General features: G+C 70.0%; 19 protein-coding genes. 9 read left to right on the top strand and 10 right to left on the bottom strand.

Annotated elements, in window-relative coordinates:
• Nucleotides 1–5: 5 nt before the first annotated feature.
• The 3 genes from BU124_RS09960 to truA all read right to left on the bottom strand — a co-directional run bounded on the left by BU124_RS09960 (nt 6) and on the right by truA (nt 6,434).
• Entirely contained in the window at nt 6–3,776 is a 3,771-nt protein-coding gene (locus BU124_RS09960; RefSeq protein WP_084863295.1) for a translocation/assembly module TamB domain-containing protein, read from the bottom strand.
• Complete coding sequence (locus BU124_RS09955; RefSeq protein WP_084863293.1) at nt 3,776–5,563, bottom strand: autotransporter assembly complex protein TamA; 1,788 nt, start codon at nt 5,561–5,563, stop codon at nt 3,776–3,778. The genes BU124_RS09960 and BU124_RS09955 overlap by 1 nt, the downstream gene beginning before the upstream one ends.
• Before the next feature lie 97 nt (nt 5,564–5,660).
• On the bottom strand, nt 5,661–6,434 hold the full coding sequence (gene truA, locus BU124_RS09950) for a tRNA pseudouridine(38-40) synthase TruA (protein WP_084863292.1): 774 nt from the start codon (nt 6,432–6,434) through the stop codon (nt 5,661–5,663).
• Nucleotides 6,435–6,531: 97 nt separating this feature from the next.
• Between truA and BU124_RS09945 the strand changes: the two genes are divergently transcribed.
• On the top strand, nt 6,532–7,947 hold the full coding sequence (locus BU124_RS09945; protein ID WP_084863289.1) for a YcjX family GTP-binding protein: 1,416 nt from the start codon (nt 6,532–6,534) through the stop codon (nt 7,945–7,947).
• A complete protein-coding gene (locus tag BU124_RS09940) occupies nt 7,944–8,927 on the top strand; it encodes a YcjF family protein (RefSeq protein ID WP_084863288.1) in 984 nt (327 codons plus the stop codon). The genes BU124_RS09945 and BU124_RS09940 overlap by 4 nt, the downstream gene beginning before the upstream one ends.
• Here BU124_RS09940 and BU124_RS09935 read toward each other — a convergent pair.
• Nucleotides 8,924–9,343: a group III truncated hemoglobin gene (locus tag BU124_RS09935; RefSeq protein WP_245831664.1), complete on the bottom strand. Its 420-nt coding sequence runs from the start codon at nt 9,341–9,343 to the stop codon at nt 8,924–8,926. The two genes, BU124_RS09940 and BU124_RS09935, sit on opposite strands and share 4 nt — an antisense overlap.
• Nucleotides 9,344–9,575: 232 nt before the next feature.
• Between BU124_RS09935 and ileS the strand changes: the two genes are divergently transcribed.
• A complete protein-coding gene (ileS, locus tag BU124_RS09930) occupies nt 9,576–12,545 on the top strand; it encodes an isoleucine--tRNA ligase (protein ID WP_084863286.1) in 2,970 nt (989 codons plus the stop codon).
• Here ileS and BU124_RS09925 read toward each other — a convergent pair.
• The 4 genes from BU124_RS09925 to fsa form a co-directional block, all read right to left on the bottom strand.
• Complete coding sequence (locus BU124_RS09925; RefSeq protein ID WP_084863283.1) at nt 12,542–13,249, bottom strand: CDP-alcohol phosphatidyltransferase family protein; 708 nt, start codon at nt 13,247–13,249, stop codon at nt 12,542–12,544. The two genes, ileS and BU124_RS09925, sit on opposite strands and share 4 nt — an antisense overlap.
• Nucleotides 13,250–13,418: 169 nt before the next feature.
• Nucleotides 13,419–14,339, bottom strand: coding sequence for a tyrosine recombinase XerC (locus BU124_RS09920; protein WP_084863281.1), 921 nt, complete (start codon nt 14,337–14,339; stop codon nt 13,419–13,421).
• A 3-nt stretch (nt 14,340–14,342) separates the two neighbouring features.
• Nucleotides 14,343–15,050: a DUF484 family protein gene (locus tag BU124_RS09915; RefSeq protein ID WP_084863279.1), complete on the bottom strand. Its 708-nt coding sequence runs from the start codon at nt 15,048–15,050 to the stop codon at nt 14,343–14,345.
• Nucleotides 15,051–15,157: 107 nt separating this feature from the next.
• On the bottom strand, nt 15,158–15,811 hold the full coding sequence (gene fsa, locus BU124_RS09910; protein ID WP_084863277.1) for a fructose-6-phosphate aldolase: 654 nt from the start codon (nt 15,809–15,811) through the stop codon (nt 15,158–15,160).
• A 92-nt stretch (nt 15,812–15,903) separates the two neighbouring features.
• On the opposite strand from fsa, the gene BU124_RS09905 reads away from it, so the two are divergent.
• Nucleotides 15,904–18,105 carry a primosomal protein N' gene (locus BU124_RS09905; RefSeq protein ID WP_084863275.1) on the top strand — a complete coding sequence of 734 codons (2,202 nt, stop codon included), beginning with the start codon at nt 15,904–15,906 and terminating at the stop codon, nt 18,103–18,105.
• A gap of 66 nt (nt 18,106–18,171) precedes the next feature.
• Here the strand turns inward: BU124_RS09905 and BU124_RS09900 are convergent, their stop codons facing one another.
• Entirely contained in the window at nt 18,172–19,239 is a 1,068-nt protein-coding gene (locus tag BU124_RS09900; RefSeq protein WP_084863273.1) for a YeeE/YedE family protein, read from the bottom strand.
• 136 nt (nt 19,240–19,375) lie between these two features.
• On the opposite strand from BU124_RS09900, the gene BU124_RS09895 reads away from it, so the two are divergent.
• From BU124_RS09895 to BU124_RS09885, 3 genes are all read left to right on the top strand, one after another.
• Complete coding sequence (locus BU124_RS09895; protein ID WP_084863271.1) at nt 19,376–20,605, top strand: MFS transporter; 1,230 nt, start codon at nt 19,376–19,378, stop codon at nt 20,603–20,605.
• A 3-nt stretch (nt 20,606–20,608) separates the two neighbouring features.
• Nucleotides 20,609–21,484, top strand: a complete 876-nt coding sequence (locus tag BU124_RS09890; RefSeq protein ID WP_084863269.1) for a 50S ribosomal protein L11 methyltransferase — start codon at nt 20,609–20,611, stop codon at nt 21,482–21,484.
• Between the two features lie 101 nt (nt 21,485–21,585).
• A complete protein-coding gene (locus BU124_RS09885; protein WP_245831663.1) occupies nt 21,586–21,933 on the top strand; it encodes a hypothetical protein in 348 nt (115 codons plus the stop codon).
• A 110-nt stretch (nt 21,934–22,043) separates the two neighbouring features.
• Here BU124_RS09885 and BU124_RS09880 read toward each other — a convergent pair whose 3' ends face one another.
• On the bottom strand, nt 22,044–22,238 hold the full coding sequence (locus BU124_RS09880; protein WP_084863267.1) for a DUF1127 domain-containing protein: 195 nt from the start codon (nt 22,236–22,238) through the stop codon (nt 22,044–22,046).
• A gap of 327 nt (nt 22,239–22,565) precedes the next feature.
• On the opposite strand from BU124_RS09880, the gene ruvC reads away from it, so the two are divergent.
• Both ruvC and ruvA read left to right on the top strand, forming a co-directional pair.
• Nucleotides 22,566–23,072 (top strand): crossover junction endodeoxyribonuclease RuvC, encoded by a 507-nt coding sequence (gene ruvC / locus BU124_RS09875; protein ID WP_084863265.1) that lies wholly within the window; start codon nt 22,566–22,568, stop codon nt 23,070–23,072.
• A partial coding sequence (gene ruvA, locus BU124_RS09870; protein WP_143529949.1) for a Holliday junction branch migration protein RuvA occupies nt 23,069–23,600 on the top strand: 532 nt, incomplete at its 3' end. The genes ruvC and ruvA, both read left to right, overlap by 4 nt.

Genomic DNA, 23,600 nt, shown 5'->3' with positions numbered 1-23,600 from the left:
AGCGCCTAGTAGTCCCGCTCGTAGAACACCCCGAGGCTGGACTCGCCCTCCGATCCGAAGCGGCCGCGCGCGGTCACCTCGTCGGTGACGTCGAGGTTCAGGTTGATCTCGGAGGTGCCATCGGCGCCGACGGTGATGTCGGTATAGACGTTTTCCGAGATATACTTGCCAGCCCGCACGGCGGCATTGCCGTCCTCGTCGGTGGTGACGTCGAAATCGTCGAGCGCCAGCCCCTCGCGCAGCCCCTCAAGCGCGCCGCCCCCGCCGCGCCCCGACAGGGTGGCCACCGCCGAGGCCAGCTGAACGGCCTGAAGCGGGCTTATCGAGGACAGGTCGCGGCCGAAGAGCAATTGCGCCAGCACCTCGTCCTGCGGCAACTCGGGGCTGCTCTCGAAACGGACGTCGGGGTTGTCCGCCGGACCCTCGACGATGATCGAGACATCGGTGCCCGAGCGCGCCTCGGTGCGGGCGACAAGGCGCAGGTAGGGGATGAAATCGCCCTGCAACTCGGCATAGCCCTCGGTCAGGTCGAACCGCTGGCCGAGGATGTCCAGACGCCCGCGCAGCAGGTCGAAACGCCCGATGGGACGCACCGCGGCGGTGGTGCCGGTCAGCCGCAGCGACCCGCCCAGTTCCGCGTCCAGCCCGCGACCGCGCACGAAGATCCGCGCCGGGGCGTCGATCCGCAGGTCAAGCGGCGAGGGGCGCCCGCGCCGCGCTGTGTCGCCACGCCCGCCGGTATCGGGGGCGACACCGGCGCGGTCGAGGGTCTGCCGCACCGCCGCGTCCGGGGACCGGTGCGTGACACGCGGCAGGTCGCCCAGCGTCGAGACGGGGCTCGAGGGCACCCGGATCTCGGTCCGGGCAAGGTCGATCCGCCCGGTGATGCCCGGCCCTCTGGTCAGCGGCCCGTCTATGCGGATCGTTCCGGTCGCTCGGGTCTCGTAGAGGGCGGGGTCGCGCAGACGGGCGCGCTGCAAGTCGAGGCGCAGGTCGGCGGTATTGGGCACGGAAAGTCCGATGCTGCCATCGGCTGCGACCTGCCCCCCGGCGGCCAGGTCGCCCCCGATGTCCAGCCGCGCGACGCCGCCACCCAGGCCGATCCGACCCGAGAGCGCCTCAACCGCCTGGCCCATGTTCGGGGCCGTCAGCCGCCCGTCCGACAGCGTGATCTCGCCCGAAAGCGAGGCCGGGCGCGCCGGCCCGTTCACGGAGAGATCATAGCGCGCCAGCCCGCTGATCTGGCGCGGCGCGATGAAGGCATTGGCCAGCCCCAGCGGGGCTTGGCCGGTCAGGTCCAGCGCCAGTTGACCGTCGTTTCCGACCCGGCCATCGGCCTGCCCGGTGGTGCCCGCCGGGCCGCTGCCACGGCCCGAGACCTGCCAGCCGCGCGGGTCCTGCGCGGCCTCTATCCGGGCGGTGGCCGGGCCGGAAAAATCAGGCGCCAGCAGGCCCACATCGGCCAGCCGCATGTCCAGCTCGGCGCGGGCGAAGCCGTCGTCGCCGATGTCCACATTTCCGTCGGCGCTGATATTGGGAAAGCGCGCGCGCAGCCCGGTGAGGGCGATGCGCCCGCTTGGGCCCTGGTCGAAATCCGCGCGCAGCTCGCCCGCCCCGCGCAGCAGCGGATCGAGCCCCGCGGGTCCGGCGCGCAGGTCTTGCGTGGTGACTGTCAGACCGGCCTCTGCCGCGCCGGTTTCGGTGGCATAGTCGCCGCGCGCCTCGATGCTCAGCGCCCCGCCCAGTCGCTGGCCCGTCAGACCCGAGAACCGCGCCAGGTCGCGCGCGTCCAGCATGGCCCGGCCCGCCAGGGCATAGCCGTCGCCGCCTTCGGGTGTCGCCGTAACTTCGGTGGTCAGCCGCGTGTCAGGGGCGGTCAGGGTCGCGTCGGCGGTGACGACGCCACCCGCGTCGGTGCGCAGGTCCGCCTCGAAGGTGCCGGGGCCGGCAAGGGCCGGGTCGACCCGGCGCGTCTCGGGGATTCGCGCGGCAACGGTCCCGCTGGCCGCCTTGTCCGTGATCTCGGCGCTGGCCTCGGCCGACAGGTGATCGCCGCGCAGGGTCAGGTTGTCGAGCCGGGTGCCGGTCTCGTCGCGGGCAGCGGTCAGCGACAGGCGCGTCGGGCCGGTGAGCAGCGGGTCGAGCCGGGCAAGGCCCAGCCCCAGGTCGCGGGTCTGGGCGCTCAGGTCGACCTCGAAGATGCCATCGAAGGGCTGGAACGTTCCCGCCAGGGCGATCTGCCCGTCCCCGGCCAGGGGGCGGCCGACAAGCCCCGAAAACCGGCCGAAGTCCCGCGCGTCGATCCGCGCCTCGGCGCGGGTGCGGAAACGGGCGTCGGCGCCGCTGACAAAGGCACTGGCCCGCGCCGAAAGGCCGGCGCCGCGAACGGTCAGCGCCTGCACCACGAAGGGTTCGCCTTCCAGCCGGGCGAAACGCAGGGTTCCCCGGATGTCGGACCCCAGTGCCTCGGCCCGGGCGGGGTCGTCCAGCGCAAGCCCGGTCGCGGCATAGTCCAGATCGGCCGAAAAGCGCCCGCGGTCCGCGCCCGCGCCCTCGGTGATCGTGCCCGACCCGCGCAGGGTCAGCCGGTCGGCCGAAAGGTCGGGGCGCGTCAGGCCTTGTGCGGTGAAGCGGCCCGACCAGCCGTCCCCCTCGTCCGCGTCGTAGCGCAGCGTGATATCGGCCGCGGCCACCTCGGTGCGGGGGCCGGACAGCGGCAGGCGCACCGGTTGGCCATCCGCCGCCGCCATGTGGCCGGTCAGATCAAAGGCTTCTGGCCAGCCCTGCGCCCCGATCCGGGCCGATCCGCCCAGGGACAGCTGCTCGGTCTCGATGGACAGCGACGTCAGGTCCAGCGCCCCGTCACCCTCGCGCACGCCCGAGGCCAGCAGGCTGGACGTGTCGCCGAAGAAAGCGTGATAGTCCTCCTGCAGCAGTGGCCGCAGGTCGCCTGTCAGGGCCAGATTGAACCAGGTTTCCCCCGGCACGTCCGGTTCGCCGCCCTCGCGGCCCAGCTGGACCCGGCCGGTCACCCGGTCGGTCCCGTCGGTGGCGAGGGACAGCTCGGCGTCGAAGGCGGCGATGGGCGCGTCGCCGGTAACCTCAAGGCGCAGGGCCGGACGGCCCGGCAGGCCCAGAATCCGCGCCGCGATCCCGTTCTGCCCCTCTTCGGCCAGCAGCGACAGTGCCAGTTGCCCCGAGGCTTCGTCATAGCGGGTGTCCAGGGCAAAACGCCCGGTCTTGTCGTCCAGCCGTTCCAGCGTCAGGTCCGCATCGGCCAGCCCGTCGACCAGCGACAGCGCCCCGGCCAGCCGCGCGGTGACGGGTTCGCCAAGAAAAGGCTCCGCGATCTCGATCCGGTCCGCGCGGATCTCGCCGATCTCGACCGAGACCGGCAGGTCGGGCAGGGTGAAGGGCCTGGCCTGCGCGCTGGGTACGTCGGGGCCGCCCGCCGGTTCGGGGACCCGGCTGAGGATGATGCGCGCGGCGGCCAGTTCCTTGATCCGGATCTCGCCCTTCAGAAGGGCCGAGCGGGTCCATTGCAGGCTGGCGTCCTCCAGCCGCAGCCAGACACCGGTGTCGTCGGCGATGGTGATCGCCTCGACCGTCGCGCGCGAGGCCAGCGCGCCCTCGAAGCCCTCCAGCCGGACCTCGCGGCCCAGGCCCGAGGTCGCGTCCTCGATCAGGCCGGTCAGGAAGCCGCGGTCGTCCTCGGCCTGTTGGGCCGAGGCCGGGGCGGCGAGGACAAGACTGAGGATCACGAGAAGATACCGCATCAGAACGCCTGCCCGATCCCAATGTAGACTTGCAGGCCCTCGCCGGCCTCGGCGCCGCTGGCCGGGGTGGCGAGGTCCAGCCGTATCGGCCCAATGCCGGTGTCGTAGCGCAGGCCCAGCCCGGCGCCGGATTGCCAGTCACCGCTGCCGAAATCGAAGGCGTCGGCGCCGATGAAGCCGGTGTCATAAAAGCCGACGACACCGATTTTGTCGGTGATCCCGACGCGGGCCTCGGCCTGGGCCCCGACGAAGGCGCGGCCGCCGATTTCGTTGCCGCCGCCCAGGTCCACGGCGAGCGACTGGTAAGACTGGCCGCGCACCGTGCCGCCGCCGCCCGAGAAGAACAGGAAGCTGGCCGGCACGTCGGCGGCCTGCGCGCCCCAGACCGCGCCGGCCTGCCCGCGCAGGGCGAAAGTGACGCGGTCCTCGGCCCCGACGCTGCGATACACGCGCCCGTCGCCGTAGACGCGCACCCCGTTGCCGCTGCCCGACAGGCCGGCGAAGGGCATGATCTCGAGGTTGGCGAAATAGCCCGAGGTGGCGTCGAATTCGTCGTCGCGGCGATCGCGCGTGCCCGCGATGGGCAGGGTCAGGACCTGGTAACGGCGCGTTCCCTGCGAATCCTCGACCTCGCCCGCGCGGTAGCCAAGCCCGGCCTCGACCACGGCCTCGTCCCGGATGCGCCGGATGAATCCCGCCTCGGCCGTGAGCTGGCGCTCGAAGAACTTCGGGTCGTCGCGCTGCTCGATCCCGAGATCGGCGTAGAAGTCGGTGTCCGACCGGAAGGTCGCCGGGCGCAGGTAACTGGCCGACAGGCCGTAGTCGATGCCGCCGGTCGTCCCCGCAAGGCCCGTGATCTCGCCATCGACGCGCAGTCGTTCGGCCCCGCCCATCAGGTTACGATGCAGCCAGAAGCTCGACAATGTCAGCCCCGAGACGCTGGAGTATTCGGCCCCGAAGCCCAGCCGCCGCAGGGGCTGTTCGACGATGCGCAGGGCCATCGGCAGGGTGTCATCGGCGCCTGCCTCCTCGCCCTCGATCACCGTGGCCGAGGCAAAGGCCCCGGTGCGGCGCAGGTTGGCCTCGGCCCGGGCGATCTCGGCCGGGTCGAATTGTCGCCCGGGGCGCAGGCCGGCGATGGCGCGGACACGGTCGGGCCGGCTGCGCTCGGCCCCGGTCACGGCGATCTCGCCGTAGCTCAGCACCGGGCCGGGCGCGATCCGCACCGCGACGTCGAGGGTTTGCGCGCGATGGTCGGCGGTGATGTCCTGTTCGGCGGGTTCCGCCAGTGCGTGCCCCTCGGCGCGCCAGCCCTCAACGGCGGCGCGGGTGGCCTCGCGGATGACGGCGCTGCGCGCCGGCTCGCCGGTGGCGAAGGCATCGGGCAGGGTGGTGGCCGGCGTCACCGGTGCCACGCCCGTTCGGCCGAAGTTGAAGCGCGGCCCGGGGTCGATGCGCAGTGCGACCTTCCCGACCGAGTCGCGCGGCAGCAGCGGGTCCAGCGTCACCGCCTCTTGCCCGTCCACCCGGATCGAGATGGTGCCGCCATAGTGGCCGGCCCGGTATAGCCCGGTCAGAAGCCGTTCGTAATCGGCCCGCGCGGCGGCGACGTAATCCTGCGGCGCTTCGGCGCCGTCCCGCTCCAGCGCGACCACGAGCGAGGCGTTGCGAAGCTGCGACTCCAGCGCCTCGTCTCCGCCCTTCAGGGTCAGGCGCACGTCCTGCGCGGCCGCCCAGAGCGGCCAGAGCCAGATCGTCAGGGCGATCAAACCTGTCAGACGTCGCACGCGTCCTCCTTGAAACGCAGCACCATGGCCAAGGTGTAACGCGCACAGGCGACGGTGGAAACGTGAAACCGCGCCGGGCGGCAGGGACATGCCGCGGTCAGCCCACGAACGGGTCCTCGGGGTAGCCGACCCCGGCAAGATAGAGCCCGTCGGGCGGGCAGACCGGGCCGCAGGCGGCGCGGTCGCGCGCGGCGAGCGCCGTCTTCACTCGGTCCGGGTCCCAGGCCCCGGTGCCGACCCGTTCCAGCGTTCCCACGAAACTGCGCACCTGGTTGTGTAGGAAAGACCGCGCGCGCAGATGGAACAGGAATTCCGTGCCGCCATCGCGGCGCTGATGGTCTTCGATCTCCAGCGCGTCCAGCGTCTTGACCGGGCTGTCGGCCTGGCAGATCGTGGATCGGAAGGTCGTGAAATCGTGCTTGCCCACCAAATGCGCCGCGCCGGCGCGCATCGCCTCCGGCTCCAGCCGTTGCGGCACCCGCCAGGCCCGGCCCTTTTCAAAGGTCAGCGGCGCACGGCGCGACACCAGCCGAAAGAGATAGCGCCGCTCGGTCGCCGAGAAGCGCGCGTGCCAGTCCGCGGCCACCCGTGCGCAGGCCAGGATGGCCAAGGGCGCGGGCCGCAGGTGGTAGTTGAGCGCCTCGGACAGGCGGAACGGGTCCCAGTCCCTGTCGAGGTCGCAGTGCGCCACCTGGCCCAGGGCGTGAACTCCCGAATCGGTGCGCCCGGCCCCGACGATGGCGGGGCGGCGCGGCTCCAGCCGGGCCAGCGCGCTCTCGATGGCGCCCTGCACCGTGGCCAGGTCGGTCTGGCGCTGCCAGCCGTGGAAGGGCTGACCGTTGTATTCGACCTTGAGCGCATAGCGGGGCATGGCGCGGCCTTAGGCGCGGGCCGGGGCGAAATCAATCCCTACACATCGCGCCGCCGCCCGCCTATCCTCGTGCCGAACGGCCAGGAAAGGGGCGGCGGTGGTTCTTTCGACCCTCGCAGACGGGATTTCGCGGGGCGTGGACGGGGTGACCGGCACCCTGTCCGCGCCGTTCAGCGATCCGGTGATCCGGCTTGGCGTCACCGGCCTGAGCCGGGCCGGCAAGACCGTCTTCATCACCGCGCTGGTGGCCAACCTGCTGGACCGGGGCCGGATGCCGCAGTTCCAGCCGGCCGCGCGCGGGGCGATCCGGGCCGCCTACCTGCAGCCCCAGCCCGACGATACCGTGCCGCGCTTCGACTACGAGGCGCATCTGGCCGACCTGACCGCGCGCGATCCGACCTGGCCGGAAAGCACGCGCCGCATTTCCCAGCTGCGCCTGTCGCTGCGAGTGCAGCCGGGCGGGCTGATCGGGTCGGTCCAGGGGCCGCGGACGGTGCATGTCGACATCGTGGACTACCCCGGGGAATGGCTGCTGGACCTGTCGCTGCTGGACAAGGACTTCGCCACCTGGTCGGCCGAGGTCCTGGCCCGGATCGCGGACCGGCCCAATGGGGCCGACTACCTGGCGCGGTTGCGCGCCGCCGATCCTTCGGCAGGGCTCGACGAACCGGCGGCGCAGGACCTGGCCCGGAGCTATACCGCGCATCTGAACGCCGCCCGTGCGGCGGGCTATTCCGATTGCACGCCGGGGCGCTTCATGCTGCCGGGCGATCTGGACGGCTCGCCCGTGCTGACCTTCGCGCCGCTGCCACCGGTCGACAGGCCCGGCCGCCGCAGCCTTTGGCGCGAGTTCGAGCGCCGCTTTGACAGCTACAAGCGCAACGTGGTTGGGCCGTTCTTTCGCGACCATTTCGCGAAGATCGACCGGCAGGTCGTACTGGTCGACGTGCTGGGCGCGATCCATGCCGGTCCGCGCGCGGTCGAGGACCTGCGCCGGGCGATGGGCGATATCCTGACGGCGTTCCGGCCGGGGCGCAACGATGTGCTCGGCCGCCTGCTCAGGGGGCGGCGCATCGACCGCATCCTTTTCGCGGCGACCAAGGCCGATCACCTGCACCATGACCAGCACCCGCGGCTGACCGCGATCACCGAGGGCCTCCTGCGCGACGCCCGCGACCGGGCCGCCTTTGCCGGGGCCGAGGCGCGCGCCATGTCCATCGCCGCCCTGCGGGCCACCGACGAGGATCGCGTGATCCATGATGGGGCCGAGCTGGCGGTGGTGCGGGGCCGGATTGCAGGCACGGATCGGCGCGCGGCCTTTCACCCCGGCGCCCTGCCGGAAGACCCCGCGCACCTACTGGCCCCCGCGCGCCAGGGCGCCACGGCCTGGCTGGGGGCGGACTACGAGGTGATGCGCTTCGCGCCGCTGCCCCTGACCCTGAAACCGGGCGAGGGGCCGCCGCATATCCGCCTGGACCGGGCCGCGCAATTCCTGCTGGGGGACAGGCTATGAGCCGCGGCCCGGTCCTGATCGATCTGGACGACAGCGACGTGATCGCGCCCGAGGCCGCGCCGCCGGTGCCCGAGGACGCGCCTGACCGGGCCGCGCTGCAGGCGGCGGCGCATCTGGCCGCGCGGCGCGGCTCGCGGCTGATGCGGTGGTTCTGGGGCAGCCTTGCGGCGCTCGTGGGCTTTGCCGCCGCCGTCGCGGCGCATGATTTTGTCACCGCGTTGCTGGACCGCTCGCCGCTGCTGGGCCTGCTCGCGCTGGGTCTGACAGGGATTTTCTGCCTCGTTCTGCTGCTGATCGCCTTGCGCGAGCTGGCCGCGTTGATGCGGCTGCGCCGGGTGGACCGGCTGCAATCGCATGCCGCCGAGGCGCTGGCCGACGGCGCCCTGAGCGGCGCGCGCGCGGTCAGCGAGGGGCTTCTGGCCATATACAAGGACCGCGAGGATACCGCCTGGGGGCGCGCCGCGTTCACCGAGCGGCGCGACGAGGTTCTCGACGCCGACGCGCTGCTGGGCCTGGCCGAGACCACGATGCTGGACCCGCTGGACAAGCGCGCACGGCAAGAGGTCGAGGCCGCCGCGCGCCGTGTGGCGACAGTCACGGCGGTGGTCCCCCTGGCCTTTGCGGATATCTTCACCGCGCTGTCGGCCAACATCGGCATGATCCGCCGCATCGCGGAGATCTACGGTGGCCGTTCGGGCGCGCTGGGCAGCTGGCGGCTGACCCGGTCGGTGCTGGCGCACCTCGTTGCCACCGGGGCGGTGGCCGTGGGCGACGACCTGATCGGATCGGTCGCCGGCGGCGGGGTGCTGTCGAAGGTCTCGCGCCGGTTCGGCGAGGGAGTGGTGAACGGCGCGCTGACCGCGCGCGTCGGCGTGGCGGCGATGGAGGTCTGCCGGCCGCTGCCCTTTTCCAGCGTCGCACGACCCTCGGTCAGCGGCATGGTCAAGCGAGCGCTGTCGGGGCTGTTTGCGCGCGCCTAACGCAGGACTGGCACCTCGCCGGGCTTCTGGCGATCCACCACCGCGGCGCGCATGCTGGCCCCGATGCGGTGCGCCAGCGCCGACCACGACCGGGCCTGCGCCGCGGACAGCTCCTGTTCCAGTACCCGGTCGAACACCGCGAGCCAGGTTTCGAACATGCCGGGGCGGACGTTGCCGGCGGCGACATGCACCTGCACCGGGTTGCCGTCGTAGACCCGTTCGTGCCGGATCGCGTTGCACCAGAACCGGACGATCTTTTCCTCGTGGGCCGGCCAGTCATCAACGTGGACGGCAAAGACCGGCCCCAGCTTGGGATGGGCGCGGACCTGTTCGTAGAAGTGGGCGACGACGCGCGCGATCTCGTCTTCCGAGACATCGAATTTCGGCGGCAACGGCATGGCGGCTAGATAGGCCATCGCCCCGTCCGCGCCAAGGGGCGACGAGCAGGGGCGCGGCGGCGATGCCCCACTTTACCCCTGCCGCGCCGGGGCCTATAAGCCACCCGACATGAGACACGCGCGGCCCATCACACGAATTACGACCCCGGCGCCCTGACATCGCTCAGGGACGCCGGGCAAAGGTGCCCGAGGGATCCGCACCGACCCTATTCGCCGTGACTGACCCCCGAATTGCGAAGGACGCGACACGATGTGCGCCGACACGCCCGACTACAAAGACACGCTGAGACTGCCGAAAACCGATTTTCCCATGCGCGCGGGCCTGCCCAAGCGCGAACCCGACTGGCTGGCGCATTGGGAACGCATCGGCATCTACGACCGCCTGCGCGAGAAAGAGGGCCGGCCGCCCTTCGTGCTGCATGACGGCCCGCCCTATGCCAACGGGCACCTGCACATCGGCCACGGCCTGAACAAGACGATCAAGGACATCATGGTGCGCAGCCACCAGATGCTGGGCCACGATGCGCGCTACGTGCCCGGCTGGGACTGCCACGGCCTGCCCATCGAGTGGAAGATCGAGGAAAGCTACCGCGAAAAGGGCCAGGACAAGGACCAGGTGGACGTCATCGACTTCCGCCAGGAATGCCGTCGCTTCGCCGAGGGCTGGATCGACACCCAGCGCGACGAGTTCAAGCGGCTGGGCATAACCGGCAACTGGGCCGATCCCTACCTGACGATGGATTTCCACGCCGAACGCGTGATCGCCGAGGAATTCATGAAATTCCTGATGACCGGCACGCTCTACCAGGGCTCCAAGCCGGTGATGTGGTCGCCGGTGGAAAAGACCGCCCTGGCCGAGGCCGAGGTGGAGTACCACGACAAGGAGAGCTTTACCGTCTGGGTGAAGTTCGAGATTAACGATACTTCCAATACTGGGGTTGGAGACACGTTGCCGGATGCAGATGCGGACAGAGAGCATAAGAAAAGTCTGATTGGTGCCCATGTCGTCATCTGGACCACCACGCCCTGGACCATCCCGTCGAACAAGGCCGTGGTCTTTGGCGCGGACATTTCCTATGGCCTCTACGAGGTCACGGAGACGCCCGCCGAATGCTGGGCCAAGGTCGGCGATCGCTATCTGCTGGCCGACAATCTGGCGGCGGACGTCATGGCCCGCGCGCGGCTCGACGACGGCATGTGGCGGCGCGTGCGCGACGTCACCTCCGAGGAGCTGTCGGGCCTGACCCTCAAGCACCCGCTGGCCGGGGCCGAAGGGGCGAACGGCGAATGGGACGACCTGCGCGATTTCCGCGCCGCCGATTTCGTCACCGATGAAGAGGGCACCGGATTTGTCCATTGCGCGCCCAGCCACGGGATGGAGGAATACGAGCTTTACCGCGAACTTGGCATGCTCGACCAGGTCATCACCTACAACGTCATGGACGACGGAAGCTTCCGCGCCGATTTGCCGTTCTTCGGCGGCAAGAAGATCCTGCGCGACAAGCCCAAGAAGGGCGACTGGGAAGGTGACGCCAACGCCGCCATCATCGCCAAGCTGGCCGAGGTCGGCGGCCTGCTGGCGCGCGGCAAGATCAAGCACAGCTATCCGCATTCCTGGCGCTCCAAGGCGCCGGTGATCTACCGCAACACGCCGCAGTGGTTCGCCGCCATCGACCGCCCCGTGGGCGACGGGCAGGACGCCCACGGCACGACCATCCGCGAACGCGCGCTGGGTTCGATCAATGAGCTGGTCAGCTTCACCCCGGCCTCGGGGCAGAACCGGCTGCGGTCGATGATGGAAGCCCGCCCCGACTGGGTGCTGTCGCGGCAACGCGCCTGGGGCGTGCCGCTGACCTGTTTCACCAAGAGGAGCGCGCTGCCCACCGACCCGGACTTCCTGCTGCGCGACGAAACCGTCAACGCCCGCATCGCCGAGGCCTTCGCGGCCGAGGGCGCGGATGCCTGGTACCGGCCCGGCGCCAAGGCGCGTTTCCTGGGCAACGACTACGACCCCGAGGACTGGGAGCAGGTCTTCGACATTCTCGACGTCTGGTTCGATTCCGGCTCGACCCACGCCTTCGTGCTGCGCGACCGGGCCGATGGCACGCCGGACGGCATCGCCGATGTCTACATGGAAGGCACCGACCAGCACCGCGGCTGGTTCCATTCCTCGCTGCTGCAGGCCTGCGGGACCAAGGGGCGCGCGCCCTATCGCAACGTCGTCACCCACGGCTTCACGCTGGACGAGAAGGGCAACAAGATGTCCAAGTCGTTGGGCAACGTCGTGGCGCCCGATGACGTGGTCAAGCAGTACGGGGCCGATATCCTGCGGCTCTGGGTGGCGCAGACCGATTACAAGGCCGACCAGCGGATCGGGCCGGAAATACTGAAAGGCGTGGCCGACAGCTATCGCCGGTTGCGCAACACCCTGCGGTTCCTGCTGGGGGCGCTGGCGCATTTCGAGGAGGCCGACCGGGTTGAGCCCGCCGAGATGCCGGAACTGGAACGCTGGGTGCTGCACCGGGTGGCCGAGCTCGACGGCGTGGTGCGCGAGGGCTATGCCAGGTTCGATTTCCAGGAGGTCGTTCAGGCACTGTTCAACTTCGCGACCGGGGATCTGTCGGCCTTCTATTTCGACATCCGAAAGGACGCGCTTTACTGCGACGGCGACAGCGACCGCCGTCGCGCCGCGCTGACGGTGCTGGACATCCTGTTCCACCGCCTGACGACATGGCTGGCGCCGGTGCTTGTCTTCACCATGGAGGAGGTCTGGCTGGAACGGTTCCCCGGCGCGGACAGTTCCGTCCACCTGGTGGATTTCCCCGAGACGCCGGCCGACTGGCGCGATGAAGAGCTGGCCGGAAAATGGGCGACGGTGCGGCAGGTGCGCCGGGCAGTGACCGCCGCGCTGGAGGTCCAGCGCCGGGACAAGGTGATCGGCGCCTCGCTGGAGGCCGCACCGGTGGTGCATGTCGATGCCGCGGCGAAGGCGATCCTCGATACCGTGAATTTCGAGGATATCTGCATCACCTCGGCCATCCGCGTGACGACCGACCCCGCGCCGGCAGAGGCGCTTCGCTTGCCGGAGGTCGATGGCGTCGGCGTGGTCTTCGAGCGCGCCGAAGGCGACAAGTGCCAGCGCTGCTGGAAGTTCCTGCCGGACGTGGGCCGCCATGCCCACCCCGGGGTCTGCGGGCGCTGCGACGCGGCGCTCGGTTAGGCGCGGCCGCGGTCGTCGAGGCCGTGCAGCGCCTGCTGCACCGGCCCGGCCAAAGCTAGGTAGAGCGAGGTCGCGACCAGCCCGGCGGTCACGCCCGGGCCGGGGGTAAAGCCGGTCCAGGCGGCGTAGCCGGCCAGCGCGGTCCAGATCACCGCCACCGGGAGCGAGACCGCGCGCCAGCGCCGTGTCCGCACCGGGTGGATGAACTTGACCGGCAGGAACATGGCCACGGTCAGCGCCACGACCAGTGTCAGGCAGATCGCCCAGTGCGGTTCCGTGGCAAAGAGCACCAGAACGGCCATGTTCCAACAGCCGGGAAAGCCCTGGAAGGAGTTGTCGGTGGTCTTCATGCTGGTGTCGGCGAAATACAGCGCCGAGCCGTAGGTGATGGCGATCACCGCGGCCCAGCCTGACCAGCCGTCCATCAGCCCGCTGGCATAGAGCGCATAGGCCGGGATGAAGACGTAGGTCAGGTAGTCGATGATGAGGTCGAGCAGGACCCCGTCGAAGCGCGGCGCGTGGCGCTTGACGTCGTAGCGCCGCGCCAGGGGGCCGTCGACGCCGTCCACGGCAAAGGCCACGACCAGCCAGACGAACATGAGCGCCCAGTCCTGCTGGATCGCCTCGAGCATTGCGAGCATGGCAAAGACGGCCCCGGTGCCGGTGAGCAGGTGAACGGTGAGGGCCTTGCCGTGATCTGTCATGCGGCTGTCATGTCGGATTTGCCGCGGCGGCGCAAGCGGGGGGCCGCCAAGCGGTGTGGCTGCGCCACGCAGGATATCTCGGCGGCGGGGCGCCGCCTCGGGTCGGGGGGCTTTGCCCCCGTCGGTCTGCGACCGACTCCCCCACGGTACTTGAAACCCGAAGACGCGTTTACTTGCCCGACCGCGGATGGGCACGGTCGTAGACCTCCATCAGGCGGGCGGTGTCCACCGCGGTGTAGGTCTGGGTGGTCGAGAGCGAGGCATGGCCCAGCAGGTCCTGAATGGCGCGCAGGTCGCCGCCAGCGGACAGCAGATGCGTGGCGAAGCTGTGGCGCAGGGCATGGGGCGTGGCCGTTGCGGGCAGGCCAAGCTGCAGGCGCGCCTGTTCGGTGACCTTCTGGATGGCGCGCGGCGACAACGCGCCACCGCGTTTCCCGCGAAACAGTGGAGCGTCGGGGGCCAGCCGGTGGGGGCAGGTTTCGGTATAGGCCGCGACCGCGTCGCGCGCGGCCGCCAGGACGGGGACCAGCCGGTCCTTGCCGCCCTTGCCGCGGATGCGCAGGCTCTGGCCCAGCGGCGCGTCGCGCCCGGTCAGCGACAAGGCTTCGGAGATGCGCAGCCCGCAGCCGTAAAGCAGGGTCACGACGGCCGTGTCGCGGGCGGCGATCCAGGGCTCGCGCGCCTGAAGATCCACCTGGTCGAGCATCGCTCTGGCAGCATCGGGTGCCAGGGGCCGTGGCAGCCGCGTGCGGGGTTTCGGTGCGCGGGTGGCGAGCACGGCGCTGGGATCGAGACCCTCGCGGTCGGCCAGCCAGCGGTAGAAGCCCTTCACCGCCGAGAGCGCCCGCGCCAGCGAGCGCGCCGCGATGCCCCGGCCGCGTTCATGGGCCATCCAGGCGCGCATGTCCGAGACGGTGATCCGCGCGATCGGGGCCAGGCCCTGGGCCGCCCCGTGGTGCCTGCTCATGAAGGCCAGGAACGACAGCACGTCGCGGCGGTAGGCGGCGATCGTGTTCTCGGCGGCGCCGCCGAGGGCGCGGCGGTGGTCAAGCCAGCGGTCCAGCGCGTCGGACAGGGCCGGCGAGATCATGGCCTAGCCCAGCCAGCGCCGCATGACGCGTTCGAGAACGCCGGTGAAGAAGGCCAGCAGGTCGGTGCCCTGTTGCGGCGTGAACTGGTGCGGATCCTCGGCCCCCAGCACCAGCAGCCCCGGCAGGCGCCCGGCCCCGAGGTCGAGCCGCAGGCAGGCCTCGGAGCGGATGAAATCCGCCTTTTCGCCGAAGAGCATCTCGTTCTCGGTGCGCAGCTGGCGCAGGGTCACCTGGCGCGGCGGGTGGTTGCGGCCCTGCGTGATGTAGTCGGCCACGAAGCCCGGCTCAGTCACCCGCAGCACGTCCTGCAGGCGTCTGAGCGCCGGGTCGTCGGCTGGATGGGCGGATTCCAGCACCAGGCGCAGCGTGTCGACGCGCAGGATATCGGCAACATCGCCCTTAAGGTCGGCAAGAAACCCCTCGAAGCGGGTGGCATCCATCATTCGCAGAATCGCGCGGTGGATCTGGTTGGTGCCGGCGAGATTGTCATAGGCCGCAGCGATCACGTTGCGATGGGTGTCTTCGAGGCGGTCGAGCCGCGCCTCGAGCCGTTCCATCGCGATGCCGCGCAGGTCGACGATGTTCGATCCCATGGATTTTTCGTTGGCGGCGATCAGCGCGCGCATCACGTCCTGATCCTCGAGCACGGCCTCGGGGTCGGACAGGATGCGATCGCGGACGCCGGTGTCCCGGCCGGGGCTGCTGCTCATGAGGCCATTCCTTTTGTTTGGCTCAATGGATATCAGAAGCCGCTTGCGCCGGGCCAGAACAAAATACCGCCCCGGGCCGGGTGTTGCCAGCCGCGGGGCGCGCGCGGTCAGACGATCTTGATGCCGGCCTTGGCCGCGTCCTCGAGGAAGGCTGCGAGGCCCTTGTCGGTCAGCACGTGCTCGGCCATCTTGTGGATCACCGCCGGCGGCGCCGTGGCCACGTCGGCGCCCATCTTGGCGCAGTCGCTCATGTGGTTGGCCGACCGGATCGAGGCGGCGAGGATCTGGGTGTCGAAGCCGTAGGTGTCGTATATGGTGCGGATGTCCTCGATCAATTCCAGCCCGTCGAGGTTGAGGTCGTCCAGCCGCCCGATGAAGGGCGAGATGAAGGTCGCGCCCGCCTTGGCCGCCAGCAGCGCCTGGTTGGCCGAGAAGCACAGCGTGACATTGACCATCCGGCCCTCGTCGGTGAGCGTCTTGCAGGCGCGCAGCCCGTCCCAGGTCAGCGGCACCTTGACGGCGATGTTGTCGGCAATCGCGGCCAGCTTGCGGCCCTCGGCGACCATGGCCTCGGCCTCGGTGGCGACGACCTCGGCGCTGACCGGCCCTTCGACCATGTCGCAGATTTCCTTGGTGACCTCGTGGATGTCGCGGCCCGACTTCATGATCAGCGAGGGGTTCGTGGTGACGCCGTCCACCATACCCAAGGCGTGCAGGTCTCGTATGGCATCGACGTCGGCGGTATCGACAAAGAACTTCATGTCAGGACTCCGGGTGCGTGGGGTTGGCAGGGATCATGGCAGGGTTTACCCCAGATCAGGCACTTCGGAAACCCCTTCATGGTTGCGCTAACATGACCCCGGCCGCCGGTGACTTCTTCGACGAGGGCGCGCTGGTCGGCGTGCTGACCACCCAGCCACTGGACCGGGTGCTGGATTACGCCGCGCCCGAGGGGGGGTGCTGGCCGGGCGCCTTTGTCGAGGTGCCGCTGGGCCCGCGCAAGGTGCTGGGCGTTGTCTGGGGGGCCGGTCGCGGCGACCATGACCGGGCCAAGGTCCGGTCGGTGATCCGGGTGCTCGACCTTGCGCCCATGACCCCGGCCATGCGCGACTTTCTGGACCGGGCGGCGGCGTATACCCTGACACCCATGCCCGCCATGCTGCGGCTGGCCACCCGTGCCCCAGGCCTGGGCGATGCGCCGGCGATGCGCAGGGTCTACCGGTTGGGCCAGTCGGCGCCCGACAGGATGACCGCGGCGCGCGAAAGGGTGCTCGGGGTTCTGCGCGACCATGGCGGGCTGTCTTTCACGCAGGCGGAACTGGCCGAGACGGCGGGGGTGTCGGCCTCGGTCATCAAGGGGCTGGTCAAACAGGGTGCCGTCCGCGATGAGGACGCGCCGCGCGATACGCCCTACCCCCGGCTGGACCCGGATCACGGCGGCAAGACCCTGACCGCGGCGCAGGCGCAGGCGGCGGAGGCGCTGCGCGCGGGGATCAGGGCCGGGCGCTACGGCACGACGCTGCTCAAGGGCGTGACCGGGTCGGGCAAGACCGAGGTGTATCTCGAGGCGGTGGCCGCAACCCTGCGCGCGGGGCGGCAGGCGCTTGTCCTGTTGCCCGAGATCGCCCTGACCGAGCAGTTCCTGACCCGGATCGAGGCGCGCTTCGGCATGAAGCCGGCCGAGTGGCATTCCGGCGTGACCCTGACCGAGCGGCGGCGCTGCTGGAAGATGGTCGGGCAGGGGGGGTGCCAGGTGGTCGTGGGCGCGCGGTCGGCCCTGTTCCTGCCCTTTCGCGATCTCGGGCTGATCGTGGTGGATGAGGAACACGACACCTCCTACAAGCAGGAGGACGGGGTCCTTTACAACGCGCGCGACATGGCCGTGCTGCGCGCCTCGCTGAGCGGCGGGCAGGTGGTCCTGGCCTCGGCCACGCCCAGCCTGGAAAGCTGGGCCAACGCGCAGGCCGGCAAATACGCGCGGCTGGACCTCGCCGACCGCTTCGGCGCGGCCGTTATGCCCGAGATGTCGGCCATCGACATGCGGCTCGAGGAGCTGCCGGGCGGCAAATGGATCTCGCCCAGCCTCAAGCGGGCGGTGGACACGCGGATCGCGCGCGGGGAACAGGCGCTGCTTTTTCTCAATCGGCGCGGCTATGCCCCGGTGACGATCTGTCGGGCCTGCGGCCACCAGATCGGCTGCGACGACTGCGACGCCTCGATGGTTGAACATCGCTTCCTGAAACGGCTGATGTGTCATCAGTGCGGCGAGACGCGGCCGATGCCGACCGCCTGCCCCAGCTGTGGGGCCGAGGACCGGCTCGCGCCGGTCGGCCCGGGCGTCGAGCGGCTGGAGGAAGAGGCCCGCGCGCTCTGGCCCGCGGCGCGCATCGCGGTGCTGTCGTCCGATCTGTTCGGTTCGGCCCGGGCGCTGAAGGAGGCGATCGAGGGGATCGCCGCGGGTGACGCGGATATCATCATCGGCACGCAGCTGGTCGCCAAGGGCCACAACTTTCCCGAGCTGACGCTGGTCGGCGTGATCGACGCCGACCTCGGCCTGCAGGGGTCGGACCTGCGCGCGGCCGAACGGACGTTCCAGTTGCTGCGCCAGGTGGCGGGCCGGGCGGGCCGGGCGTCGACGCCCGGCGCGGCGCTGCTTCAGACCTTTCAGCCCGAGCATCCGGTCATCCGCGCGATCCTGGGCGGTGACGAGGAGGCTTTCTGGGCCGCCGAGGCCGCCGAACGCCAGGCCGCGGGCGTGCCGCCCTACGGGCGCATGGCCGGGATCATCCTCTCGGCGCCCGAGGCGCAGGCGGTCTTCGACCTGGGCACGGAGATGGCGCGCAACGACGCGCCCCTGCGCCGGATCGGGGCGCAGGTCTTCGGCCCGGCGCCGGCCCCCATCGCGCGCATCCGCGGCCGGCACCGGGTGCGCCTGCTGGTCAAGGCCGACAAGGCCGCGCCGCTGCAACAGGCCCTGGCGGAATGGACCGGGCAGGTCACGCTCAAGGGGGACCTGCGCATGGCCGTGGACGTCGATCCGCAGTCTTTCTACTGACGGTCGGGCCGGGCGGGCGATCCTTCGACGGATCGCCCCCGCTGCGTCGACGCAGCGGCGCGCCGCTCAGGCCGGCTGCGCCTGCGGGCCGCGCTGGTCCACCAGATAGTCCGTCAGCATGCCGCCCACCCACATGGCCGTCAGCGCCACCCAGGCTGTGCCGGCGAAGACCGATCCGCCGGTCACCCCGGCCCCGATGGCGCAGCCGCCCGCCAGCATCCCGCCGAAGCCCATCATCGCCGCCCCGGTAAGGGCGCGGCGCATGTTGGCCGCGCCCTCGAAGCCCTGGAAGCGGAATTCGCGGGTCAGGATCGCGGCCAGAAAAGAGCCGAGAAAGACCCCCGGCACCAGGCCGATCGAGAAGGTCAGCACCGGCGCGGGTTCGAGAAAGAACATCAGCGTGTTGGCCGAGGGGCCGGTGAAGGTCGCGCTCTCGATGGTGACGGGGTCGAAGGCGATCCGGCTGAGACCCGTCGTCAGGAACCAGCCCATCGCCACGGCAAAGCCCACGCCCGAGGCAAAGATCAGCCGCGCGGCGCCGATCCGGTTGCGCCGCGCCAGCGCCAGCGCCAGCCCGGCCAGCGCGATACCCAGCGCCAGCCCGCCCCAGTCGGGCAGGCGCGCGGTGGTCATCAGGTCCAGGTTGCGTCCGCCCGGCGTGATCCAGAGCCCGGCCAGCCGGTCGCGCAGCGGGGTCAGCCAGCCCTGCAGCGACATCTGCGCCACCACGGCGAAGACCAGCCCCGAGACGACCGAGCGCAGGTTGCCGGTGGCCGCCAGCACCAGCAGGCGCCCCGAACAGCCCCGCGCCAGGATCATGCCGGCCCCGAACACCAGGCCGCCGAGGATCGCCCCCGACCAACTGCCCGGAACGGCCATGATCCGCGCCTCGGTGACGTCGACATGGCCCAGCAGCCGCGCGCCCTGCACCCAGACCAGCGCGGTGGAGAATGTCAGCAGCCAGACCGCGACCTTGTCGCCCCAGATGCCGCGGGCGAACTCGCTGGTCGCCGCGCGCAGGCAGAAGCGCGACCGCTGGGCGGCCACGCCGAAGATCACGCCGGTCAGGAGGCCGAAAAGCGCTGCGGTCCGCGCCTCGCCCAGGGTTTCGGCAAGAAAGAGGGTCAGGTTCATGGGGCTGTCATCCTGGGGTGTTTCCGCCAACATGCCGCATCGTGAATACGAGTGCCTTGACCTGGATCAGACGCGGGTGGCCGCGTCGCTCCATTGCCTCTCGCCAAGGACGCGGAAAAGGCGTATTTCGCCCGCGATGCGCATCCTTTCCCTTGACGAGGCTCGGTCCCTGCCGCCCTGGCGCAGGCCCGTGACGCTCTTGTTCCTGATGGCCGCGGCCATGCCGGTGGCCTTCGCCACCTGGTCGGCGCTGCTGAACAATTTCGTCGTCGAGGTCGCGGGCTTCGACGGGTCCGACATCGGCTGGCTGCACACGGTGCGCGAGATCCCGGGGTTCTTGGCCATCGGGGTGATCGCCCTGCTGATGCTGTTTCGCGAACAGGTGCTGGGGCTCGTCGCGCTGGCCATGCTCGGCGTCTCTACGGCGCTGACCGCGCAGTTTCCCTCGATGGGCGGCATTCTGACCATAACCATGCTGTCCTCGATCGGGTTCCACTACTTCGAGACGGTCAACCAGTCGCTTCAACTGCAGTGGATCGACAAGCGGCGCGCGCCGCAGATGCTGGGCTGGATCGTCGCGGCCGGGTCGGCGGCGACGCTGGCGGCCTACGTGCTGATCGTGCTGACCTGGGAAAGCTTCGGTCTGAGCTATGATTTCGTCTACATGGTCTCGGGCGGTATCACGGCGGTGGTGGCGCTGTTCTGCTATCTCGCCTACCCGCAATTCGACAGCCCGCATCCCCAACTCAGGCAGATGGTGCTGCGCCGGCGCTACTGGCTCTATTACGCGCTGCAGTTCATGTCGGGCGCGCGGCGGCAGATCTTCGTGGTCTTTGCCGGGTTCATGATGGTGGAACGGTTCGGCTTCGAGGTGCACCAGGTCACCGCGCTGTTCCTTATCAACCTCGTGGCGAACATGATCTTCGCGCCATTGATGGGGCGGCTTGTCGGCCTTTGGGGCGAACGCGCGGCGCTGGCCTTCGAATACCTCGGGCTGATCGGCGTCTTTCTCGCCTATGGCGGGGTCTACTGGTTTGGCTGGGGGGTGGTGCTGGCCTCGGTGCTTTATGTCATCGACCACATGTTCTTCGCGCTGGCGCTGGCCCTGAAGACCTATTTCCAGAAGATCGCCGATCCCGGCGACATCGCCCCGACAGCCGCGGTGGCCTTCACCATCAACCATATCGCGGCGGTTTTCCTGCCCGCGCTTCTGGGGTATCTCTGGTTGGCCTCGCCGGCGGCGGTCTTCGGGCTGGCGGCGGGCATGGCGGGGATATCGCTGGCCCTTGCGCTGATGATCCCGCGCGATCCCGGCCCGGGAAACGAAACCATCCTGACGCGGGCACTGCCCGCCCCTGCGGAGTAGCCCATGACGACCTTCACCGCCCTGACGACCCTCGATGGCAAGGCCCCCGCCGAGGCGCTTGGCGCCGCGATGGAGGGGCTTGATCCCGCGCCGACCGGGGTGGGCGTGTTCGAGATGGAGGACGGCTCGGGCCTGTGGGAGGTCGGCGGCTATTTCGACGCGGCGCCCGATGAGGTCGCGCTGGCGCTGCTGGCCGCGGCGCACGGGGCCCGGCCCTTTGCCGTGTCGCAACTGCCCGAGGTCGACTGGGTCGCCCATGTGAAACGCGAGCTGGCCCCGGTCGAGGCCGGGCGCTTTTTCGTGCACGGCAGTCATGACGCCGACAAGCTGCCCGAGGGGCGCGTGGGCCTGCTGATCGAGGCGGCCATGGCCTTTGGCACCGGCCACCACGGCACCACGCTGGGCTGCCTGCGCGCCTTCGATCGGCTGCTTGGCGCGGGCATCGCGCCGCGCAATGTCGCCGATATCGGCTGCGGCACCGCGGTGCTGGCCATGGCCGCGGCCAGGTGTCTTCCCGACGCGCAGATCATCGCCAGCGACATAGACCCGGTCGCTATCGAGGTGGCCGAGGCCAACCTCGCGGCCAACGCCATGGCCGGGGCGGTCACCTGTGTCACCGCCGCGGGATTCGAGGCCGACCCGCTGGCCCGGCGCGCGCCCTTTGACCTGGTCTTCGCCAATATCCTGAAGGGGCCGCTGATCGATCTGGCGCCCGCTGTCGCGGACCATACTGCCCCCGGCGGGCATGTGATTCTCTCGGGGCTGCTGACCCACCAGGCCGAGGAGGTTGGCGCGGCCTATGCACGCTGCGGGTTCAATCCTGTCGCCAGTGACGAGATTGTTGACTGGACAACGCTGGTTTTGACCAAATCCGGGTGACCGCGCTCCCAAACTCGGTGAACGCGCCGCGATTGCCCGATTTTTGCCACAATTCGGTGACACCTTCGACACACTGTGGTGGGGGTCACAGTGAGGTTGTCATGTCGATTGATTCCGGGTTCGAAAAGCGTGTGGGCCGCGTCGTGCGGGACCACGACCGCATGCGCCGCAATGGTGTTGTTCACCGCGTTGGCAAGGACGGGCTGATCCGCGCCCGGCCGCGGGTCGCGCGACCGCGGGTTCCGCTGCGCGGCATCCTGATCGTGGTGCTGCTCGGGTTCGCCTTCAAGTCCGTGCTCTGGGTCCATATCGGTGCCGCGGGCTATGCGGAACGCGTCGATGACCTGCGCGACGGCACGCCGGTCGAACGGGCCGGGGCCTGGCTGATGCAGCCCGACGGCGTGACTGTCTGGATCGGCAGTGAGCTTCGGCCGTACCTGCGGCGTTGAGCGCGCCGGCGAAAACCGCTCCGACCGGATAAATCAAACGGCCGCGCCGGTGTGTTCCGACGCGGCCGTATCGTGTCGCGGCCCCTTTGGCCGCCTCACCTGCGCTGCGCTCAGCGGCGTTTCCCCCGGGCGATGCGGTCGATGTCACCGGGGCACAGGCCGATATCGTCAAGTTCGCGGCGGCTGAGGCTGGACAGGGCGCGGCGGGTGGCGCGCGCGTCGTTCCAGCTGGCCAGAGTGCCGAAGACACGTGCGAACGAGAAGCCGAAGCCGGTGAGCGGGCGGGTCATGTCGATGGCGGCCATGGGTCTCTCCTGTGAAATGGGCGGGCGCCGGGTGTGTCCTGGTGCGCAATTAGGCAGCGCCGCCGCCCCGCGCCAGCGCGTTTTTTGCATGGCTTTCATGCGTTTTCAGCATGGCCGGATTTTTGGCCAAGCCGATGATTAAATTCATTAAATTCGGGGTTCCGGCCATGTCGTTTTCAGGCTTGGAAAGGGCGAAAACGGACCATCGTGATCGCGCGATGTCGCGGGCGGACAGGCCGCGTCGTTTTCGGGCCGTGCATTGCACCTTGGCCGGTGTTCGCTCTTTGTGCTAGGGCTGTTGCAAAAGGGCAATAACGACGGGGCGACATGCGGGTATTGGGCATTGATCCGGGGCTGCGCAAGACAGGCTGGGGCCTGATCGAGGTGGCGGGCACGCGGGTGTCGCACCTCGCAAACGGCGTCTGCGAATCAGCCGGCGCGGAGATGGCGGCGCGGCTGCTATCGCTTCATGACCAGTTGCAGGCAGTTGTCACGGCGCATGCCCCCGAGGCCGCGGCGGTGGAACAGACCTTCGTCAACAAGGACGGGGCCGGCACGCTCAAGCTGGGCCAGGCGCGCGGGGTGGCCATGCTGGTGGTGGCCCGCGCCGGGCTGGCCGTGGGCGAATACGCGCCCAATGCCGTCAAGAAGGCGGTGGTGGGCGTGGGCCATGCCGACAAGGACCAGATCGCGCACATGGTGCGGCTGCAGCTGCCTGGGGTCGAACTGGCCGGGCCGGATGCCGCCGATGCGCTGGCCATCGCGATCTGCCATGCGCATCACCTGCAATCGGCGGGGCAATTGGCGCGGGCGATCCGGGGGGCCACGGCATGATCGGGCGGCTGTCCGGGCGGCTCGACTACCGCGCCGAGGATCACGTCCTCATCGACGTGCGCGGGGTGGGCTATGTCGTCTTCGTCTCGGACCGGACCATGGCCGCGCTGCCCGGCCCGGGCGAGGCGGTTTCGCTTTATACCGACCTGCTGGTGCGCGACGACCTGTTGCAGCTGTTCGGCTTTCCCTCGCTGGTGGAAAAGGAATGGCACCGCCTGCTGATGAGCGTGCAGGGCATCGGGGCCAAGGCTTCGCTGGCGATCCTGGGCACGTTGGGGGCCGACGGGGTCAGCCGGGCCATGGCGCTGGGCGACTGGTCGGCGGTCGCCGCGGCCAAGGGGGTCGGGCCCAAGACCGCGCAGAAGGCGATCCTGGAACTGAAGGACAAGGCGCCCACGGTCATGGCCATGGGGGCGGCGGCCCCGATCGCGGGCGCGGGCGCAACCGGGGCTGGGGACGACGCCCTGGTCGTCGAGGCGGCCGCGCCGGCCGCCCCGGCGGCCCCCGCGCCCGATGGCGCCGCGCAAT

Origin of the sequence: Salibaculum halophilum, assembly GCF_002094885.1 — a bacterium.
GTDB lineage: Bacteria > Pseudomonadota > Alphaproteobacteria > Rhodobacterales > Rhodobacteraceae > Salibaculum > Salibaculum halophilum.
This window is presented reverse-complemented; position numbering and strand designations above follow the sequence as displayed.

Bases quoted from the DNA above. Each gene is read 5' to 3' on its own strand.
- BU124_RS09960 (WP_084863295.1), bottom strand. From the start codon at position 3,776: ATGCGGTATCTTCTCGTGATCCTCAGTCTTGTCCTCGCCGCCCCGGCC.
- truA (WP_084863292.1), bottom strand. From the start codon at position 6,434: ATGCCCCGCTATGCGCTCAAGGTCGAATACAACGGTCAGCCCTTCCAC.
- BU124_RS09940 (WP_084863288.1), top strand. From the start codon at position 7,944: ATGAGCCGCGGCCCGGTCCTGATCGATCTGGACGACAGCGACGTGATC.
- BU124_RS09935 (WP_245831664.1), bottom strand. From the start codon at position 9,343: ATGGCCTATCTAGCCGCCATGCCGTTGCCGCCGAAATTCGATGTCTCG.
- ileS (WP_084863286.1), top strand. From the start codon at position 9,576: ATGTGCGCCGACACGCCCGACTACAAAGACACGCTGAGACTGCCGAAA.
- BU124_RS09925 (WP_084863283.1), bottom strand. From the start codon at position 13,249: ATGACAGATCACGGCAAGGCCCTCACCGTTCACCTGCTCACCGGCACC.
- BU124_RS09920 (WP_084863281.1), bottom strand. From the start codon at position 14,339: ATGATCTCGCCGGCCCTGTCCGACGCGCTGGACCGCTGGCTTGACCAC.
- BU124_RS09915 (WP_084863279.1), bottom strand. From the start codon at position 15,050: ATGAGCAGCAGCCCCGGCCGGGACACCGGCGTCCGCGATCGCATCCTG.
- fsa (WP_084863277.1), bottom strand. From the start codon at position 15,811: ATGAAGTTCTTTGTCGATACCGCCGACGTCGATGCCATACGAGACCTG.
- BU124_RS09905 (WP_084863275.1), top strand. From the start codon at position 15,904: ATGACCCCGGCCGCCGGTGACTTCTTCGACGAGGGCGCGCTGGTCGGC.
- BU124_RS09900 (WP_084863273.1), bottom strand. From the start codon at position 19,239: ATGAACCTGACCCTCTTTCTTGCCGAAACCCTGGGCGAGGCGCGGACC.
- BU124_RS09895 (WP_084863271.1), top strand. From the start codon at position 19,376: ATGCGCATCCTTTCCCTTGACGAGGCTCGGTCCCTGCCGCCCTGGCGC.
- BU124_RS09890 (WP_084863269.1), top strand. From the start codon at position 20,609: ATGACGACCTTCACCGCCCTGACGACCCTCGATGGCAAGGCCCCCGCC.
- BU124_RS09885 (WP_245831663.1), top strand. From the start codon at position 21,586: ATGTCGATTGATTCCGGGTTCGAAAAGCGTGTGGGCCGCGTCGTGCGG.
- BU124_RS09880 (WP_084863267.1), bottom strand. From the start codon at position 22,238: ATGGCCGCCATCGACATGACCCGCCCGCTCACCGGCTTCGGCTTCTCG.
- ruvC (WP_084863265.1), top strand. From the start codon at position 22,566: ATGCGGGTATTGGGCATTGATCCGGGGCTGCGCAAGACAGGCTGGGGC.